This window comes from Paenarthrobacter sp. CM16 (assembly GCF_013179505.1).
GTDB lineage: Bacteria > Actinomycetota > Actinomycetes > Actinomycetales > Micrococcaceae > Arthrobacter.
In genome coordinates this window covers 1-16445 of the sequence record NZ_JABMCX010000092.1, presented here as the reverse complement: position 1 = coordinate 16445, position 16445 = coordinate 1, and the positions used below count along the sequence as shown (strand labels likewise).

Sequence of the window (16445 nt, the reverse complement as noted above, 5' to 3'; positions counted from 1 at the left end):
GAACACGTGGAACGACTACATGGGCCCGTTCATCTACCTCACGTCCAACCGCCTCTGGACTGTCCAGTTGGGCCTGCGGTCCTTCGTTGGCCAGTTCGACGCCGAATACGCCATGATCATGACCGGCTCGGTGATCTCCGTGATCCCCATCCTCATCATCTTCCTGATCGGCCAGCGCTACTTCATCCAGGGCATTGCCACCAGCGGGATGAAAGGATGAGTAGTGTGAGCGCTAAACCGCGGCGTTGGGCCGGGCCGGGATTCGAGACCTTTGGGAGTATTTTCGGGTTCATTTACACCTTCCTGGCCGGGAACGCACTGCTCGCCGTGGCCAACGCTCCCCTGGTCCTCAGCTTGTCGCTGGTGGCCGACCCCGCGGCTGCGTGGCCGTTCTTCCTGACGCTTTCGGTCACCATCGCTCCGTCGCTCGCCGGCATCTTCGCTGCCTTCAAGGCATTGAACGACGACGGCGGCGCGGTCAAGCCGGTTTCCGCTTTCCTTCGCGGATACAAGCGCAGTTTCGCCAAGTCCGCAGTGCTGGGCGTGGGGGCCGTGGCCATGCTGATGTTCCTCGGCGTGGACCTGGCCGTCATCCAGAACAATGCTTCTACCCTTCCCGGCGCCGCGCTATTGGTGCCGCTGATTGTCGTAGCAGCCGCCGTGACGGTGACCCTTTCCGTCACGGCGATTGCCGGCGTCGTACTCCTGCCTGAGGCGAAGCTGAAAAGCATCCTCAAGGCCTCGCTTTATCTGGTGGCCCAGCGCTGGTACTTGAGCCTGGCCATGCTGATCCTGCTGGGGATCATCGTGTCCGCCGCCGTGATGCAGCCGGTCCTGGGTATCGCGCTGGCCCCGGCGCCGCTGCTGTTCGTGATCTGGAGCAACGCCTCGTACGCTTTCCACGCTGTGCTGCGTTCCGCGTAGACCCTGTTAGGACCTCTTTTGAGCAACTTCGCAATCGGCGATCAGGACTTCCTCCTGGACGATCGGCCTTTCCGCATCCTCTCCGGAGCCATCCACTACTTCCGGGTGCACCCCGATCTCTGGGCGGATCGGATTGAGAAAGCCCGGCTGATGGGTCTGAACACCATCGAGACCTACGTGCCGTGGAATGAGCACTCGCCTATTCCTGACGCTTTTGTTTGCGACGGCGGGCTGGATCTTGGCCGGTTCCTGGACCTTGTGGCCGCCGCCGGGATGCACGCGATCGTCCGGCCGGGTCCCTACATTTGCGCTGAATGGGATAACGGCGGGCTCCCGGCATGGCTGTTCACCGACCCCACGGTGGGTGTCCGCAGCAGCGAGCCCGGTTACCTGGCCGCCGTCTCCTCCTATATGGAAGCCGTGCTGGCTCTGGTGGTGCCGCGGCAGATTACCCAGGGCGGGCCGGTGATCATGTTCCAGATCGAGAACGAGTACGGCGCCTACGGGGACGATAAAGCCTACTTGCAGCATCTGGTTGACCTGTCCAAGAGCCTGGGCGTTGACGTTCCGCTGTTCACCTGCGATCAGCCGTTCGGGACCATGATCGAGGACGGCTCACTGCCCGAACTGCACAAAACCGGGACGTTTGGCTCGCGTTCCCTTGAGCGGCTTGGTTTTCTGCGGGAGCGGCAACCCACTGGCCCACTGATGTGCGCCGAGTTTTGGAACGGTTGGTTCGACAACTGGGGAACGCACCACCACACCACCGACGCCGCTGCTTCCGCCGCCGAACTGGACGCCCTGCTGACCGCCGGGGCTTCAGTGAACATCTACATGTTCCACGGCGGAACCAACTTCGGGTTCACCAACGGGGCGAACGACAAAGGCATTTACGAGCCCACCATCACTTCCTACGACTACGACGCCCCTTTGTCCGAGGACGGACATCCGACGGCCAAGTACTTCGCATTCCGGGACGTCATCGCCAAGCACTTCCCGGTGCCTGCGGAGGAGCCGGTTCCCCGGGCACCTGCTCCGGTTTCCGTGGTGGCCGTTTCTGAGTCTGTGCCGCTGCTTTCTGTTGCCGGGTCTACGTCTCTGGCGTCCGAAACCATTCCACCGGTGGAGGTGACCGGGCAGTACCGGGGCTTCTACCTCTACGAGGTGTTGCTGCAGGGCGGAGGCGTGGTGTCCTTCTCTGAAGTTCGCGACCGTGCCCAGTTCTTCCTGGACGGCGTGCCCGTTGGCGTTCTCAGCCGGGAACTGGGCGAGCGCACTGTTGTCATTCCCCGCGGTGGTCGTCTGCAGGTCCTCCTGGAGGACCAGGGCCGGGTGAACTATGGGCAGAGGATCGGCGAGGCGAAGGGGCTGATCGGGCCGGCATTGCTGAACGGCGTGGAGGTGCTGGACTGGGAAGTCGGCGCTGTTGACTTGGCCTCGCTGGACGCATTCCGGGCCGCTGCGGTTGCTCTTCCTCGCGGTGCCGCGTCCGCCGGTGTGGCCGGCCCGTCCATCTCCTTTGCCACTTTTGAGGCCGATGGCCCGGGCGACCGCTTCCTGCGGCTGGATGGTTGGACCAAGGGCAATGCGTTCGTTAACGGTTTCAATTTGGGCCGTTACTGGAGCCGCGGGCCGCAGCGCACCCTGTATGTTCCCGGCCCGCTGATCCGCGAAGGTGCCAACGAGCTCGCCATCCTGGAACTCCACGGAAGCGCCACGCGCAAGGTGAGCTTCGTCGTCGGCCCTGACCTGGGCCCCGACGAAAAGTAACCCCCTCCCACATCCCAAGCCCCACCGGCGAACCCCCTCCCACATCCCAAGCCCCACCGGCGAACCCTCTCCCACATCCCAAGCCCCACCGGCGAACCCTCTCCCACATCCCACGCGGTTTTCCCCAACCGTCTCCCACATCCCCCCACCCTTCCCACCAACCCCCCCCTCCACATCCCACGCCCTTCCCACCAACCCCCTCCCACATCCCCCACCCTTCCCACCAGCCCCCTCCCACATCCCACGCGGTTTTCCCCAGCCGTCCGTCTCCCGCTCTCTCTGAGGAGTGATAGAGCGTCAGGGAATTAGGGGTGGGACGTGGAAGAGCATCAGGGTTTCAGGGGTGGGACGTGGAAGAGCATCAGGGTTTCAGGGGTGGGACGTGGAAGAGCATCAGGGTTTTAGGGGTGGGACGTGGAAGAGCGTCGGGATTTTAGGGGTGGGACGTGGAAGAGCATCAGGGAATAAGGGGTGGGACGTGGAAGAGCGTCGGGATTTTAGGGGTGGGACGTAATAGAGCGTCGGGGACGCAGAAAGGGACCAGTTCTTCAACCGGTCCCTTTCTGTTTATTCAGCTCTGTCTATTCAGCTCTGTTTATTCAGCTCTGTCTCTCCAACGAGTGAGCCTTCAGTGTGCGGGCGTCATTAGCCGCGGCAGAGCTCGCCGTACTTGGTGCCGGCTTCCTGGAATGCTGCATTGAGCTCGCCCAGCTTCGCTTCATCAGGGGCTTCCTTGGCCTGCTCGTCCAGAAATTCCAGGATGGCGGTTACAACCGGCTTCATCTCGGTGGATGCCACGGGCTCGATAGGCCGGATGGCGTTGGCCGCGCGGATGGTGGCGGTCTGGCTGGGGCTCTGGGGAATGCCGGCTGCGGCAACGCCAACGCGGTCGCAGGTTTCCTTGGTGGTCAGCTGCTGCTGAGCGGAACAGGCGGATGCCGTGGCGATGAGCCCGGCAGCGATCAGGACAGTGGTGAGTTTCTTCATGATTCCCTCAGTGGTCGACGTCCCTCTGATTGTAATCAGTGCCGGGCCCCCGCCGCGCATCGGACATCCTTTCCAACCTTTCCGGGCCCTGCCCTAGGCTGGGGTAATGGCGATCATTCACAAGGCAAACCTGTCCCCGTCCAAGCTCGATCTCATCGCCGGCTACCTGCCAAAGCAGCCCTGGTTCATCCAGGACGGCATGCCGGAGCTTATTGGCGCCTACCGTTTTGATGATCCCGCCGGCGAGGTCGGGATTGAGACACATGTGGTGGCCGCGGGCGAGCGCATTTACCAGGTTCCCCTCAGCTACCGGGGCTACGAGCTTGCCGGTGCCGACGAGTGGCTGATCGGCACCATGGATCACTCGGTCCTGGGCAAGCGCTATGTTTACGACGCCTGCGCCGATCCCATCTACGTCAAAGCCTTGGCCACGGCCATTTTGACCGGCCAGAAAGAAGCCGAGCTGATCGTCGACGGCGAGCCCGAACCCCGGCCCAGTTCCGTGACGGTGAAAGGCAGCGGAATGCTCGACGGCGGCGTTCCCGCCCTGAGTGCCTCGGCACCGGTTTCGGGGAGCGGCGTGACCATCATTGACGCCGGCGAGCTTCGCTTGAAGGTGGCACGCGTGGTTGACGTCGCCGCGGACTCCTCCGCCAACTCGGCGGCCGCTCCTGAGCTCCACGGCGAGCTGACCCTGAACGGTCACTGGGCAGGGCTGGAGAACCCGGTGGAGCTGGCGGCTGTGCTCCGCAACTAAAGTTTCGACGCGCCGGAGCACCTGTTGGTCCAAGGAGCTCCGGCGTAGTCTGGCTAACGGGGGCCGTCTACTCCTCAAGGAGTGCACCATGTACAAACCACAGAACATCATTCCCGCCGCGCAGGATCTGGCCCGGGAGTGGGTGTCCCACGCGGCGGACGGCACGTCGTCCCAGACTGACGCAGTGGTGAAGTGGGCCTTGGCCCGGATCAACCACGCCGATGTCCCGTCCGTTGTTCACGGCGTCATGCTCACCCTGACCGGGAACAAGAAGACCGCCAAGGAAGCCCAGCGGGCGGCGGCCAAAGCTGTGATCAGGACGACGCAGGCCTTGCGGCGGAGCAGTCCGCAGCGCGCTCCACGTCTGTCCGGGTGGGTGATCGGGCTCATCGTGGGGGCCGCTGTTGGTGCCGGGGCCATGCTGGCTTGGCGCATGATGGTGCCCCCGGGTGAACCTCAACCCGTCAAGCAGCCCGAGGCTCCGGTCCAGCCACCCGTGCCGCCGGTTCCCTAGGACACATTCCCGGTCCGAACCTCAGACGGCTGCACTAAAAGGTGAGCGGCCCCGCTAAGGTGCGGGGTCGTCGTCGTGCGTTCCGAATCTTCGTCGAAGCCAGGTCCCGGCCAGCAGCCAATATGCCCCGGCGCTGGCAAGGAGGAAGCCCAGCACCCCCAGGACTACAAGCTGGGTCATGATCCCGGCAATCACCATGGCAAAGCCGCCTAGAACGGCCAGGGTTCCGAGAATGGTGCGGGCAGCTTCTCCACGCGGCCGGCCCGATGTCAGCTCGGAGGCGAGATCGGGATCGGTCGAAGCGAGTTCCCGCTCCAGCTCTTCCAAGCTCCTGCGTTCTTCATCGGACAACGACACCGTCATCACCCTCACGATGCTCGGGCCATCAGCACGTGCGCTGCTTGCCGTGCCATGTCTTCATTATCTGCCCCTTTTGGTGTTCAAGCCACAGGGCTGCCTGCCGGAACCGGCCTGCGCCTTGTTTCCGTGGCCTCGACTTACCAATAGTCCTCAGCATGCTTACCATGGTGGTGCGGGTTACAGCCTGCTCATGCACGGACTACCGAACGCCGACCGGAAAGTTGAACTCCCATGGCACGACGAAACTCCAAAAAGGCACACCCCAACGGGACAATTCCCAAGCGCCGCGGACCAGGCCGGACCATCTGGCTCATTGCCACGGGACTCATCGCCGGTGTGGCAGGCGGAGCCTTTGCGTTCCGTATGTTGGTGCCGCCGGGAGAACCCGAACCCGTCAAGGGCCGTCGTCAGGAGCCCAGGGGCGCGTCACGGCTGGAAACGCCACGCATGGACGCTTCCGAGCCGCACGTGGCCCGGCCGGCGGAAATCCTGGTTCCGGAAGAGCCGGTGGAAATTTCAACGAGAATGCGTCCAGGCGAATGGACCGAAGAGTCGCTCGAAGCGCACCTTGAGGAGTACCGGCGGCAGATCCGTGACATGGGCGCCCCGGAATCGCAGATTGTCACTAACGTGGAGCGGACCGAAGAAGGGGCTGCCCGCGTAGTGGTGAGCTGGGACCGGACCCTGCCGTAACTCCCGGCCTAGAGGTTCTCCCCTTGGCGCGGCCGCCATACAACTACCGCTTGGGACCTTGCCCGGGGACGCTGTCCGCGGGCAAGGCTCACGACGTCGCCCGCTGCTCCCGCAGCGAAGATCCTCGCGTCCAACGGTGAGCGGCGTCGGGACAGTTCCTCGGTCAACTCGGCCACCCGATACTGGAGGGCAGCTACTTGGTTTTCGAGGTCGAGAATGCGTTTGATGCCCTCAAGGGAGACGCCGGACTGCGAGAGGCGCTGGACCTCCCGCAGTTTGTTGACGTCGTTCTGCGAGTAACGGCGGGACTTGCCGGGCGCACGACTAGGGGAAACGATGCCCAAGCGGTCGTACTGGCGCAACGTCTGCGGATGCATGTCGGCAAGCTCCGCAGCCACGGAGATGACAAAGATCGGCTGGTTGACGTCGATTGCCATGACCGCCTCCTTACAACCGGGCCTTTGCGGCCAGGTCGTGACGCGGGTTGGCGTCAGTAGTGGCGGCGGCGAAGGCCTTCACGGCTTCCTCCGCTTCCTTGTTCAGGTTCTGCGGAACCGCGACGTCGATGGTCACCAGCAGGTCACCTGTCACTTTGGAAGTCTTCACGCCACGGCCCTTGACCCGGAGGGTACGGCCCGACGGCGTTCCTGCCGGGACGCGTACCTTGACGGTGTCGCCGTCGAGCGTTGGCACTTCAATGGTGGCGCCGAGCGCCGCTTCGGCGAACGTGACGGGCACGTGGATGCGGATGTTGTCGCCATCGCGGTGGAAGAAGTCATGCGGCTTCACACTCACGGTAATGATGAGGTCGCCGTTGCCTGCCGGGCCAACGTTGCCCTTGCCGCGTTGGCGGACTTTCTGACCGTCTTTGATACCGGCGGGAATCTTGACGTCGATCACGTTCCCGTTGCTTTCGCGCAAGCTGACCGTGGTCCCCTTGATGGATCCGGCAAACGAGATGGAGGTTGTGGCCGTACGGTCCGAGCCCTTCTGGGGGGCGCGCTGGAAGCCGGTCTGGCCTGCACCGCCGAATCCACCGCCAAAGAGGTCAGCGAACTCCGGAGGAATGCCGCCGCCGGCAGGCTGACGGGCACCCGGGCCACCGCCAAACAAGCCGCCGAACAGGTCCTCGAACCCGCCGTTGGCTCCCGCACCACCGCGTCCGGCGCCGGCACCCGGAGCAAACCGGGCACCACCCATGGCGCGGATGGCATCGTACTGCTGGCGGTCCTCAGGGTTGGACAACACCGAGTATGCCTCGGAGATGTCCTTGAATTTCTTCTCCGCAGCAGCGTCACCCGAGTTGGTATCAGGGTGATGCTCGCGGGCTAGCTTGCGGTAAGCCTTCTTGATATCCGCGTCGGACGCGTCCTTGGCAATACCAAGGATCGCGTAAAAATCCTTTTCAACCCAGTCCTGGCTGGCCAAGAGCGTTTCCTTTCGTTGTATGTTGCGTTGCGCTCCGTGGATTATGGGCCCCCGCCCCTACCCGGGGCCCATAATCCACTCCGCGCTGCGGTCAACTCACCTCAGGCGAGCTTACAGCGGGCGCGAAACCGGATATGGGGCGGCGGTGTGGAGGGCACCGCGGAGCGGGCACCGCCCCATTTCCGGTGTAGCGACAAGGTGAGACCTACGCCGGAACAGCCACGATCACTTGGGCTGCACGCAGGACACGCTCGCCGGAGCGGTATCCGGAGCGCAGTACCTGGCTGACCGTGTCAACCTCGATGTCTTCGCCGGGCTGCTGGATGAGTGCCTCGTGGATGGTGGGGTCGAATTCGACTCCAGTGTCCGCGATGCGTTCCAGTCCGTACGTCTTCAGCGCGTTCTCCAGCTTGGTGGCGATCGCGGCGAAGGGGCCGTCTTCGAGGTCACCGTGCTGGCGGGCGGCATCGACGTCGTCCAGCACCGGGAGCAGGGAGTTCAGGACGCCGATGACGGCCATCTCTCCTGCTACGGCGCGGTCGCGTTCGACGCGCTTGCGGTAGTTGACGTACTCAGCCTGAAGGCGGAGGAGATCGTTGCGGAGCTCCGCTGCCTGGGCTTCAGCCGCGGCACCGGAGGCTACCGATTCCTCGGCCGGCACCTCAACCCCGTTGAGGATTTCCTCAGCCTGGGAGAGGGCGTCGCCGTCCGTGGGAGCGGCGTTGCCTTCGGTGGGAGCCGCAGCTTCGCTGTCAGGCTGACGCGCCTCACCGGTCTCCGGGTCAACCTTGCGGTTGTCCCGGATAACCGGCTTGCGCGGCTCGTTGCCTTCTGAGTGCTCTGCTTCGTTGCCGTGGTGAGGCATGGCTACTTCTTCGCTTCGTCTTCGTCGATGATTTCGGCGTCGACGATGTCCTCGTCAGCAGCAGCCTTCTCACCGGCAGGAGCACCTTCAGCACCGGCACCCGGAGCGTCAGCTGCAGCGGCCTGCGAGTAGATGGCTTCGCCGAGCTTGGTCTGGGAAGCCTGGAGCTTCTCGAACGCAGTCTTCACGGCGGCGTCGTCGGTTCCTTCCAGCGCGGACTTGAGGGCGTCGACGTCGGCCTTGACCTCGGTCTTGACTTCCTCCGGCAGCTTGTCGTCGTTGTCGGCGATCAGCTTGTCCACGGAGTAGGCGAGCTGCTCTGCGGAGTTACGGGTGTCCGTAGCTTCGCGGCGGGCCTTGTCCTCAGCAGCGTGCTCTTCGGCTTCACGGACCATGCGGTCGATGTCGTCCTTGGAGAGCGCCGTGCCACCGGTGATGGTCATGGACTGTTCCTTGCCGGTGCCCTTGTCCTTGGCGGAGACGTGGACGATGCCGTTGGCGTCGATGTCGAAGGTGACCTCGACCTGCGGAACGCCGCGGGGCGCCGGAGCGATACCGGTCAGTTCGAACGTGCCCAGCGGCTTGTTGTCGCGGGTGAATTCACGCTCGCCCTGGAAGACCTGGATGGCCACGGACGGCTGGTTGTCGTCAGCGGTGGTGAAGGTTTCGGAGCGCTTGGTGGGGATAGCGGTGTTGCGCTCGATGAGGTGCGTCATGACGCCGCCCTTGGTTTCGATGCCGAGGGAGAGCGGGGTGACGTCGATGAGGAGGACGTCCTTGCGCTCACCCTTGAGGACACCGGCCTGGAGTGCTGCGCCAACTGCCACAACTTCATCCGGGTTGACGCCCTTGTTGGGCTCCTTGCCGCCGGCGAGTTCCTTGACGAGCTCGGAGACAGCAGGCATACGGGTGGAGCCACCGACGAGCACGATGTGGTCGATGTCCGAAACCTTGATGCCGGCTTCAGCGATGACGTCCTGGAACGGCTTCTTGGTGCGGTCCAGCAGGTCCTTGGTGAGGTCCTGGAACTTGGCGCGGGTCAGCTGCTCGTCCAGGTGGACCGGGCCGTCGGGGGTGACGGAGAGGTACTGGAGGGAGATGTTGGTGCTGGTGGAGGAGGACAGTTCCTTCTTGGCCTGCTCAGCAGCTTCACGGAGACGCTGGAGGGCGATCTTGTCCTTGGAGAGGTCGATGCCCTTGACCTTGAGCTGGTTCAGGAGCCACTCGACAACGCGGTTGTCCCAGTCGTCGCCACCGAGGCGGTTGTCACCGGCGGTTGCGCGGACCTGGATGGTGGAGAAGTTGTCTTCGTCCTTGCCAACTTCGAGGAGGGAGACGTCGAAGGTTCCGCCACCGAGGTCGAAGACAAGGATGAGTTCATCTTCCTTGCCCTTGTCCAGGCCGTAGGCCAGTGCAGCCGCGGTGGGCTCGTTGACAATGCGGAGGACGTTGAGGCCTGCGATTTCGCCGGCTTCCTTGGTGGACTGGCGCTCGGCGTCGTTGAAGTATGCCGGAACGGTGATCACAGCGTCGGTGACCTTTTCGCCCAAGTAGCTCTCGGCGTCGTTCTTGAGCTTCATGAGGATACGCGCGGAGATTTCCTGCGGCGTGTACTTCTTGTCATCGACGGCGACGTTCCAGTCAGTGCCCATGTGGCGCTTGACCGAAGCGATGGTGCGGTCGATGTTGTTGACGGCCTGGCGCTTGGCGATTTCGCCAACCAGGACTTCGCCGGACTTGGAGAACGCGACGACGGACGGCGTGGTGCGGCCGCCTTCCGCGTTGGCGATGACGGTGGGCTCGCCACCTTCGAGAACAGAGACCACGGAGTTGGTGGTTCCGAGGTCGATACCTACTGCACGTGACATATCTTGTTTCCTTTCAATGGCCGATGTTGGAGATTGCACCCTGGCAGCGGTCCGCTGGGCGGTCTACGTGCCGGAAGCCTGCTCAACAATCGGCTAGTTGAGCGTTCTGGACTCAACTGTACTCAGCCTCGGATTTAAGTCAATCCAGAGTTGAGTGAAGTACGCTCAACTTTGCATTCAAGCCCTGAAAAGATGCCGGAATTCCGGGGCGTGAGGGCTGGTTTCGCCTACGGTGAACTGGCAGACTGACGCGATGGAGATCGCAGGATTCTTACCCCCGGACAAGTTTTGGGCCTTCAGCGACCAGCTGGATCAGGAGGTCCGGGACGGCGCCGCAAACCTGCCACTGTTCACGATCGATCACTGGGATGGCACGGTGATGCTAGACACGTGGCAGCTGGACGGCACGGAAGGTGGAGTGGTCCACGGCAACGCCTATTCACCGGCCGGTCCGCTGCTGGAAGTGGTCACGACGACCCAGGACCCCTATATCGTCGCCAGAAACCGGTGGCGCCCCTCGGCCGGAATTCCACACAATTTCGAAGAGGTCCAACGCCAGAACGCCACCTTCAGCGCCCTCTACGCCGAGCCTGTGATGATCGCCGGAGACGACGCAGACACCAACTTCACGCTCTGGCTTGGAACAGGATCTTGGCTGGCAGCCGGCGCGGCTGGCGGATTTGGGATCGTTATCAACGCCCAACGCAATCCGCCCTCGGCTAAAACAGTGCGCCTCAGCCGAGTACCCGACGTCGAACCTCTGCTGCAAGCGCGCAGGGCAGCACTCAAGAAGATACGCGGCGAAGCCTAGAAACCTCCGCGTCCGTGGCAGCGTCCAACGGCTCCGGTTTGTACACCCACGCCACCAGCACCACGGAGATGATCATGAGCAGGAACCACGCCAACAGCTTGTCGATGGAGACGGCCTGCCAACCCTCCAACTGGTTCGGATAGAGCCACGCGCGCGACCACGTGCCGATATTCTCGGCGAACCAAATGAACAGGGCCACCAGCAGGAACGACACCAGGATCGGCATGCGGAAGCGACGCCGGAACACCCGGAAGTGCATCACGCACCGCCCATAGACAAGCACGACGGCGGCCAGCAGCACCCAGCGCGCGTCGAAGATGTAGTGGTGCGAGAAGAAATTGACGTAGATCCCACCCGCCACCATGGCCGTGATCCACCGGCGCGGGTAGCGGTCGAAGCGGAGATCGAACAGCCGGAAAACCCGCACCATGTAGGAGCCCACAGCGGCGTACATGAACCCGCTGAACAGCGGGACTGCGCCGATCCGCAGGACGCCCTCGGCCTCGTAGGCCCAGGATCCGACGTCCGTCTTGAACAGCTCCATCACCGTCCCCACCACGTGGAACAGGAGGATCACCCGCAGTTCCCGCAGGGTTTCCAGCTTGAAGGCGATCATCAGCGCTTGAATCACGACGGCGGCAAGGGTCAGGAAGTCGTTCCGGGCGAGGCCGGGGTTGTCCGGATACCAGAGCCGGGCCGCGATGATCACTGCGAGCAACGCTGCCCCGAACACGCATGCCCATGCCTGCTTCAGCCCGAAGACCACGAACTCCGTGAGCCCGGCCTGGAGGCGACCTCCGCGGAACCGGTCCAAGTAGCGGTGGGCGGCGTCGTCAATTGACTCCTCAACCGAGGTGAAGTTACGCATGCGGCACCTCGACTCCCACGTCCAGCCCGCCAAGGTAGTAATCCCGTGGCCAGTGCCGGATCCGTTGCGGCAACCGCGGATAGATACGCCCCAGTACCCGCATGGTCCGCTCAAACCGGCGGGCATGGCCGGCGCCCCATTCGAAGCCAAAGCCTTCACGAAGATGCTCCGGCAACAGGCCCGCCGTGAGGAAGCGCGCCAGCGGCATTGCGAGCCGCAGGACCCGCGGGCCGCCCACCGGATAGAGCAGATCCCGGGCAACCCTCAGCGCCTGGTCGTCCGGCCGGAGTCGGCGCACGCGAGCATCCCAATATGCGGCGAACGCAGCACGATCAGCGGGCCACATATCCGGCGGAAGCTGCAGGGCTGTCCCGATCCGCGCGTATTCGCGGTAAATGCGGTCGGCGGTGTCGTCGTCGAGCTTTCCATGCACTTGTTCGTAGACAGTGACGGCAGTGTCATAGAGGGTGGCGACCACCCACAGCTGCGATTCGGCGTCGAAGGCGTTGTACCCCTTGGAGGCGCCGGCCGGTCCGCGGCGGACGGGCGCGTGGGCGCGGTTGACGGCGCGGCGAACGGCCGTAAGCTGCTGTTCAGAACCGTAAACCACCGCGTAGACGTAGGTCATGGTGGCCCGAAGCCGTTCCATGGGACGCTCCGCGAAATTGCTGTGCTCGGCTACGCCGTGGCCCACCCTGGGGTCTGCGATTTGCAGGAGAATCGCGCGGCCGGCGCCTGCGAGCAGGACGCCCTCCGCACCAATGTCTGCAAGCCCTCGAACCATCTGAATACTGTAGCGCCCTAGCCTTGGAGCCCCGCCAGGCCCTGGAGCACCCGCAGTTGGTGGTCAAAAAGTTCGTCCCGCGCCTTGAAAGTATCCGGGCCGTACTGCCCAAAAACCTCAAAGCTGACAGCCCCGAACACGGACGTCCATACCAGCACACCGCGCGCCAACGAGGCGTCCGGGGCCGCGAGGTGCATCTCCTCACGGATGGTCGCCAGATCTGCTGCCAGCTTTTCGGGAATCACGACGGCGGGACTCACCTCTGCGTTCAGCGCCCCTGCACGGTAGGCCGCATCAAAGATACCGACTAGCCGGACGATGACCCGCGTCCCCGGGACTGTGGTGCGTTCGCCGGGCGCTTGGTATCCGGGCACGGGACTGCCGAAAAGCAGCGAATAGCTGGCAGGTTCACGGATGGCCCAGGCGCGGACAGCCTTGGCGAGCGCTGTGAACTGCCCGGCGAAGTCATCCCCGGACACAGCGTTCACTGCTGCGTCGACTTCATCACCCAGCTCGTTGTAGCCGTCAATCAGCAGGAGCGTGAGGAGTTCGTCGCGGTTGTCCACATAGCGATAGACGGCCGACGATACGACGCCGAGATCCCTCGCCACAGCGCGCAGGGACAGGGCCGCCGCACCATGGACCGCAAGGTGCTCCCGGCCGAGCCGGATGATGTCGGCGATGGTCTGGCGGCGGGCACGCTCGCGGGGAGTGGGCGGCTTTGCCTTCGTCATGGATGCGGCGGGGTCGGCTGGAGTCATGTCCCCAGCTTGCCACAATGGAGAGCGGTGTCAACCAATGAGAGCAATGCTCTTGACAGACGATAATGCGCAGTCCATTCTGATTGAGAGAGCAGTGCTCTCACATTCAAATCCCTGCAGACCCGAAAGAAGGACCACCATGTACGTCGTCACAGGAGCAGGACCCGTTGGCTACGGTGTTGCGGAGCAATTGGCAGAGCAGGGTCACCGAGTCCGGGTATTGACCCGTTCCGGGACCGGACCGGAGCATCCCCTCGTTGAACGGATCCGTGCCGACGTCTCTGATCCTGCGCAGTTCAAGGACGCCGTGCAGGGTGCCATCGCCGTCTTCCACTGCATCCACGGATCCGCCTACCGGACAGCGGCATGGGCCGCCGAACTCCCGCAAGCAGAGCAGGTGGTGATGGATGCAGCGGCGGCCGCGGGCGCCGTCGTCGTCTTCCCCGAAAGCCTGTACTCATACAGCGAGCCGGACAATGTCATGACGGAATCGAGTCCACGGGAAGCCGCCGGCGGCAAGCGCGGCATCCGGGTCCAGCTGCTGAAAGCACGGGAGCTGCACGCTGCCAATACGGTGAGCATCATAGCCGGCGACTTCTTTGGACCACGGGTAAAAATGGCCCATGCCGGCGAACGAATGGTTCCCCTTGTCCTGGCGGGCAAAGCAATCCAGGTCATCGGAAGCGCAGATCAACCGCACTCCTTCACGTATGTGCCGGACCTCGCCGCGGCCATGATCGCTGTGGCGCAGAAGCCCGAGCTGTGGAACAGCGTGCTGCACGCACCAACCGGCCGGGCAATGACCCAGCGTGAAGTGGCAGCAGCCTACGCCGAGGCTGCCGGGGTGTCCGTCCCGAAAGTGAGTGCAGTACCCGGTTGGGTGCTGCGGGTAGCCGGCGTCTTCTCCACTGACATGCGTGAGCTGGCGGAGATGCTCTACCAGTTCGAGCGCCCTTTTGTGATGGACTCGACCGCCAGCCAGCGGAGGCTCGGGCTTGAACCCACTCCCCTGCCCGAGGCAGCAGCGGTCACCGTGGCGTGGTGGCGAGGCGGTGTACCGCAGGCCACGTGAGAGGTGCGTCGAATGTCTGAAAATGTTCGAATCATGGATTCCGCGGTCTCCAGCTGAAACCCTGAGGGAAGTGCACGTGGACGTATCCGGATCGTCCTCAAAGCACCATAGCCACCCCCACGGGACACTCAATGAGGAGATCTTCCATGCCCACCTTTGCCATCAATCGCCGTCAATTGCTGCAGACCGGGGGCATCGGCGGACTCGCCGTAGCACTGTCGGCAATGTCCACCGGCACAGCCCACGCCGTCCGGCCGCTCAACACCTCGGCTCCGCTGATCACGGACCTGGGACCCGCCGTCGTGCAGTTTTCCCTGATGAGCTCGCTACTGGTGGGCGACACCGTCTACATCGGCTCGCGCAATCTGAATCCTGTGCGGATCATAGGATTCCATCTGCCCACCCGCAAGGTGACCTCCCGCACCGATCTCGGTTCCGGTTACAGCATCCAGGCGCTGGCCGCTGACTCCACCGGCCGCTATCTGTACGCGGGAGTACTGCGGGACGGCGTGGATGGGAAACCAAACCTCTACCGCTGGGATCTGACCACACCCAACGCTCCGGCAGTGGGCGTGGGCGAAACCGGGGACCGCGACATCAGGGCGCTGGCGGTTGCTCCCGATGGCAAGGTTTACGCGGCCGGTGGCGGTCAAACCACCAACGCACCTTCCCTCTGGGAATACGATCCCGGCACTAATGCCATGACCAGCTGGGGCGTGCCCGATCCCGGGGCGACCATTGCCCAGGCTGTGGCAGCCACTGCCAGTCACGTGTATTTCGGCACGGGCAGCACCTTGGGCGGGGCAACGGCTCCAGTCCCGCGCGTCTGTTTGCGTTCGATCGGACAACGAAGACGTCCACAAACATCCTCCCGGCCGAGGTAGCCACCGGCGTCTCGGTGACATCTCTCAGCGTCCTGAACGGCCAGCTCGGAGTGGGCGTCAAGGGACCCGGAAAATCCGTGCTGATCAACCTGGCAGATCACAGCAAGTACGCGATCATCGCCAAGACCGGCGTGATGTTCCGGCAGTTGGGCAATGACGTGTTCTTCATCAAGGAGCCGGGAGTCTGGTCCTACAACATGGTCACCAAGAGGATCACCCAGATCCTCACCGAGGATGTTGGCGCCATGTGGGGCTTGGACGTCTACGGCACCAAGGCGCTCACGGTCTCTTCCTACGACGTCATTGAAGTCGATCCTGTGGCGAAAACCGCTGTCAAGCATGACCTGACCGAAGCCGGCGCACCTGGCGGACCTCAGTCGTGCATGGGCTTGGCGGCAGGAGCCGGGAGCGTTTACGTGGGTGGCACGGGAACCATCGCGCGTCACCAGTTGGCCAAGAATCAGGTTTCCTACCTCCGGGCTACCGGCGAGGCCAAGGACGCCGTAATCGTGGGCGGAGTTTTGTACACCGGTCAGTACAACTCCCGCGGAATCTACGCCTACGACCCCAACACCGGGCAGCTCCCCTACCAAGTGGCGGCACTTCCACCCGGGCAAAACCGGCCCCTGGACGTCTGCTGGGACGCCGTCAACGGGCTGGTCATTGCCGGGGCGCAGAACGATACCGCCGGTGGCGGGTGCTTCGCCGCGTACAACCCGGTCACGACCCAGGTCATCTCCAAGGTCAACCCCATCGATAATCTCCAGATGGTTCGGGCCGTGGCCACCAAGGATGGAGTGGCTTATCTCGGCGGGGACAATATCTACGCCACAGGTCCCCGGAGCACCGTGGTGGCCTGGGATCCAGTAGCGAACCAGGAGTTGTGGCGCCTTGATCCCGGCCAACCCCAAGGGATCGCAGCAATGGCCATCCACGGCAAGTTCCTTTACGGGATGTCGCGCAAGGCGGCGGGCTTGTTCGTCATTGACCTGGACACCCGGCAAGTGGTTCACCGCGGTGACCTGAGCACCGTGTGCACGGACTTCGGCGCGCTCCAGATCAGCCGCGGAATCGTGTACGGCGTTTCGGACACCACAGT

The 16445-nt window shown here is 63.5% G+C and carries 17 protein-coding genes and 2 pseudogenes; 10 read left to right on the top strand and 9 right to left on the bottom strand.

Annotation, left to right across the window (positions count from 1 at the left end):
- From HP499_RS10215 to HP499_RS10205, 3 genes and pseudogenes are all read left to right on the top strand, one after another.
- Positions 1-220, top strand: a pseudogene (locus HP499_RS10215) (carbohydrate ABC transporter permease); the annotation flags it as partial.
- A gap of 5 nt (positions 221-225) precedes the next feature.
- Complete coding sequence (locus HP499_RS10210; protein WP_253951514.1) at positions 226-924, top strand: DUF624 domain-containing protein; 699 nt, start codon at positions 226-228, stop codon at positions 922-924.
- A gap of 18 nt (positions 925-942) precedes the next feature.
- Positions 943-2694, top strand: a complete 1752-nt coding sequence (locus HP499_RS10205) for a beta-galactosidase family protein (protein ID WP_172323966.1) — start codon at positions 943-945, stop codon at positions 2692-2694.
- Positions 2695-3339: 645 nt separating this feature from the next.
- Here HP499_RS10205 and HP499_RS10200 read toward each other — a convergent pair.
- The gene (locus HP499_RS10200; RefSeq protein ID WP_172323965.1) at positions 3340-3681 is read right to left on the bottom strand and encodes a hypothetical protein; all 342 of its coding nucleotides are present in this window, start codon (positions 3679-3681) and stop codon (positions 3340-3342) included.
- A 106-nt stretch (positions 3682-3787) separates the two neighbouring features.
- On the opposite strand from HP499_RS10200, the gene HP499_RS10195 reads away from it, so the two are divergent.
- Together HP499_RS10195 and HP499_RS10190 are read left to right on the top strand one after the other, a co-directional pair.
- Entirely contained in the window at positions 3788-4438 is a 651-nt protein-coding gene (locus tag HP499_RS10195; protein WP_172323964.1) for a hypothetical protein, read from the top strand.
- Positions 4439-4526: 88 nt separating this feature from the next.
- Positions 4527-4952 (top strand): hypothetical protein, encoded by a 426-nt coding sequence (locus tag HP499_RS10190; protein WP_172323963.1) that lies wholly within the window; start codon positions 4527-4529, stop codon positions 4950-4952.
- Between the two features lie 54 nt (positions 4953-5006).
- On the opposite strand, the gene HP499_RS10185 is transcribed toward HP499_RS10190, so the two are convergent.
- Positions 5007-5315 (bottom strand): DUF3040 domain-containing protein, encoded by a 309-nt coding sequence (locus HP499_RS10185; RefSeq protein ID WP_216659905.1) that lies wholly within the window; start codon positions 5313-5315, stop codon positions 5007-5009.
- Between the two features lie 228 nt (positions 5316-5543).
- Between HP499_RS10185 and HP499_RS25120 the strand changes: the two genes are divergently transcribed.
- Positions 5544-6005, top strand: coding sequence for a hypothetical protein (locus HP499_RS25120; RefSeq protein ID WP_253951513.1), 462 nt, complete (start codon positions 5544-5546; stop codon positions 6003-6005).
- An 8-nt stretch (positions 6006-6013) separates the two neighbouring features.
- Here HP499_RS25120 and HP499_RS10175 read toward each other — a convergent pair whose 3' ends face one another.
- From HP499_RS10175 to dnaK, 4 genes are all read right to left on the bottom strand, one after another.
- On the bottom strand, positions 6014-6442 hold the full coding sequence (locus HP499_RS10175; RefSeq protein ID WP_091470032.1) for a heat shock protein transcriptional repressor HspR: 429 nt from the start codon (positions 6440-6442) through the stop codon (positions 6014-6016).
- A gap of 10 nt (positions 6443-6452) precedes the next feature.
- On the bottom strand, positions 6453-7433 hold the full coding sequence (locus tag HP499_RS10170) for a DnaJ C-terminal domain-containing protein (protein ID WP_172323962.1): 981 nt from the start codon (positions 7431-7433) through the stop codon (positions 6453-6455).
- 205 nt (positions 7434-7638) lie between these two features.
- Positions 7639-8298: a nucleotide exchange factor GrpE gene (locus HP499_RS10165; protein ID WP_172323961.1), complete on the bottom strand. Its 660-nt coding sequence runs from the start codon at positions 8296-8298 to the stop codon at positions 7639-7641.
- Positions 8299-8300: 2 nt separating this feature from the next.
- Entirely contained in the window at positions 8301-10166 is a 1866-nt protein-coding gene (gene dnaK, locus HP499_RS10160; RefSeq protein WP_172323960.1) for a molecular chaperone DnaK, read from the bottom strand.
- Positions 10167-10419: 253 nt separating this feature from the next.
- Here dnaK and HP499_RS10155 point away from each other — a divergent pair, with 253 nt between their 5' ends.
- Positions 10420-10977, top strand: a complete 558-nt coding sequence (locus HP499_RS10155; protein WP_172323959.1) for a hypothetical protein — start codon at positions 10420-10422, stop codon at positions 10975-10977.
- Here the strand turns inward: HP499_RS10155 and HP499_RS10150 are convergent.
- Genes HP499_RS10150 through HP499_RS10140 form a run of 3 tightly spaced genes read right to left on the bottom strand, consistent with a single transcriptional unit; the run spans position 10952 to position 13390 of the window.
- Positions 10952-11845, bottom strand: coding sequence for a DUF817 domain-containing protein (locus HP499_RS10150; protein ID WP_172323958.1), 894 nt, complete (start codon positions 11843-11845; stop codon positions 10952-10954). The genes HP499_RS10155 and HP499_RS10150 overlap by 26 nt on opposite strands.
- Positions 11838-12629 carry an oxygenase MpaB family protein gene (locus tag HP499_RS10145; RefSeq protein WP_172323957.1) on the bottom strand — a complete coding sequence of 264 codons (792 nt, stop codon included), beginning with the start codon at positions 12627-12629 and terminating at the stop codon, positions 11838-11840. The genes HP499_RS10150 and HP499_RS10145 overlap by 8 nt, the downstream gene beginning before the upstream one ends.
- Positions 12630-12646: 17 nt before the next feature.
- A complete protein-coding gene (locus HP499_RS10140; RefSeq protein ID WP_172323956.1) occupies positions 12647-13390 on the bottom strand; it encodes a TetR/AcrR family transcriptional regulator in 744 nt (247 codons plus the stop codon).
- Positions 13391-13529: 139 nt separating this feature from the next.
- On the opposite strand from HP499_RS10140, the gene HP499_RS10135 reads away from it, so the two are divergent.
- The 3 genes and pseudogenes from HP499_RS10135 to HP499_RS25110 all read left to right on the top strand — a co-directional run.
- Positions 13530-14462 (top strand): NAD-dependent epimerase/dehydratase family protein, encoded by a 933-nt coding sequence (locus tag HP499_RS10135; RefSeq protein WP_172323955.1) that lies wholly within the window; start codon positions 13530-13532, stop codon positions 14460-14462.
- Between the two features lie 146 nt (positions 14463-14608).
- Positions 14609-15346 carry a hypothetical protein gene (locus HP499_RS25115; RefSeq protein WP_253951512.1) on the top strand — a complete coding sequence of 246 codons (738 nt, stop codon included), beginning with the start codon at positions 14609-14611 and terminating at the stop codon, positions 15344-15346.
- 14 nt (positions 15347-15360) lie between these two features.
- Positions 15361-16445, top strand: a pseudogene (locus tag HP499_RS25110) (hypothetical protein); the annotation flags it as partial.

Coding starts and splice junctions, on each gene's coding strand:
- HP499_RS25120 (WP_253951513.1), top strand. CDS start 5,544: ATGGCACGACGAAACTCCAAAAAGGCACACCCCAACGGGACAATTCCC.
- HP499_RS10140 (WP_172323956.1), bottom strand. CDS start 13,390: ATGACTCCAGCCGACCCCGCCGCATCCATGACGAAGGCAAAGCCGCCC.
- HP499_RS10185 (WP_216659905.1), bottom strand. CDS start 5,315: ATGACGGTGTCGTTGTCCGATGAAGAACGCAGGAGCTTGGAAGAGCTG.
- HP499_RS10145 (WP_172323957.1), bottom strand. CDS start 12,629: ATGGTTCGAGGGCTTGCAGACATTGGTGCGGAGGGCGTCCTGCTCGCA.
- HP499_RS10135 (WP_172323955.1), top strand. CDS start 13,530: ATGTACGTCGTCACAGGAGCAGGACCCGTTGGCTACGGTGTTGCGGAG.
- HP499_RS10155 (WP_172323959.1), top strand. CDS start 10,420: ATGGAGATCGCAGGATTCTTACCCCCGGACAAGTTTTGGGCCTTCAGC.
- HP499_RS10165 (WP_172323961.1), bottom strand. CDS start 8,298: ATGCCTCACCACGGCAACGAAGCAGAGCACTCAGAAGGCAACGAGCCG.
- HP499_RS10150 (WP_172323958.1), bottom strand. CDS start 11,845: ATGCGTAACTTCACCTCGGTTGAGGAGTCAATTGACGACGCCGCCCAC.
- HP499_RS10200 (WP_172323965.1), bottom strand. CDS start 3,681: ATGAAGAAACTCACCACTGTCCTGATCGCTGCCGGGCTCATCGCCACG.
- HP499_RS10175 (WP_091470032.1), bottom strand. CDS start 6,442: ATGGCAATCGACGTCAACCAGCCGATCTTTGTCATCTCCGTGGCTGCG.
- dnaK (WP_172323960.1), bottom strand. CDS start 10,166: ATGTCACGTGCAGTAGGTATCGACCTCGGAACCACCAACTCCGTGGTC.
- HP499_RS10195 (WP_172323964.1), top strand. CDS start 3,788: ATGGCGATCATTCACAAGGCAAACCTGTCCCCGTCCAAGCTCGATCTC.
- HP499_RS25115 (WP_253951512.1), top strand. CDS start 14,609: ATGCCCACCTTTGCCATCAATCGCCGTCAATTGCTGCAGACCGGGGGC.
- HP499_RS10190 (WP_172323963.1), top strand. CDS start 4,527: ATGTACAAACCACAGAACATCATTCCCGCCGCGCAGGATCTGGCCCGG.